Here is a 216-nt window from a genome sequence, read left to right on the forward strand (position 1 = left end):
CGGGATCTGCGGAAGATCTGCCAGGACTTCAGCCGTGCCATGCCTCGTTCGACGGGTGCCCGGGCCGCGGACAGGGCCCGGTTCACGGTCCGCTCGGTGAGAGTGAGTTCACCGTTGGGGCGGGCGGCGCTTGGCGGTGGTGACCCAGTCGCCCGCACCGATGTAGGCCATGTCGGCGAGGACCGGGACGCCCTGGCGCGCGCAGATCCGGAGGAT

At 70.8% G+C, this 216-nt stretch carries 1 pseudogene; it reads right to left on the reverse strand.

Going from position 1 to position 216, the window contains the following annotated elements:
• Positions 1-216: pseudogene (locus tag IE94_RS37040) on the reverse strand (transposase family protein); the annotation flags it as partial.

The sequence above is a fragment of the Streptomyces violaceorubidus genome, from assembly GCF_000717995.1.
Taxonomy (GTDB): domain Bacteria; phylum Actinomycetota; class Actinomycetes; order Streptomycetales; family Streptomycetaceae; genus Streptomyces; species Streptomyces violaceorubidus.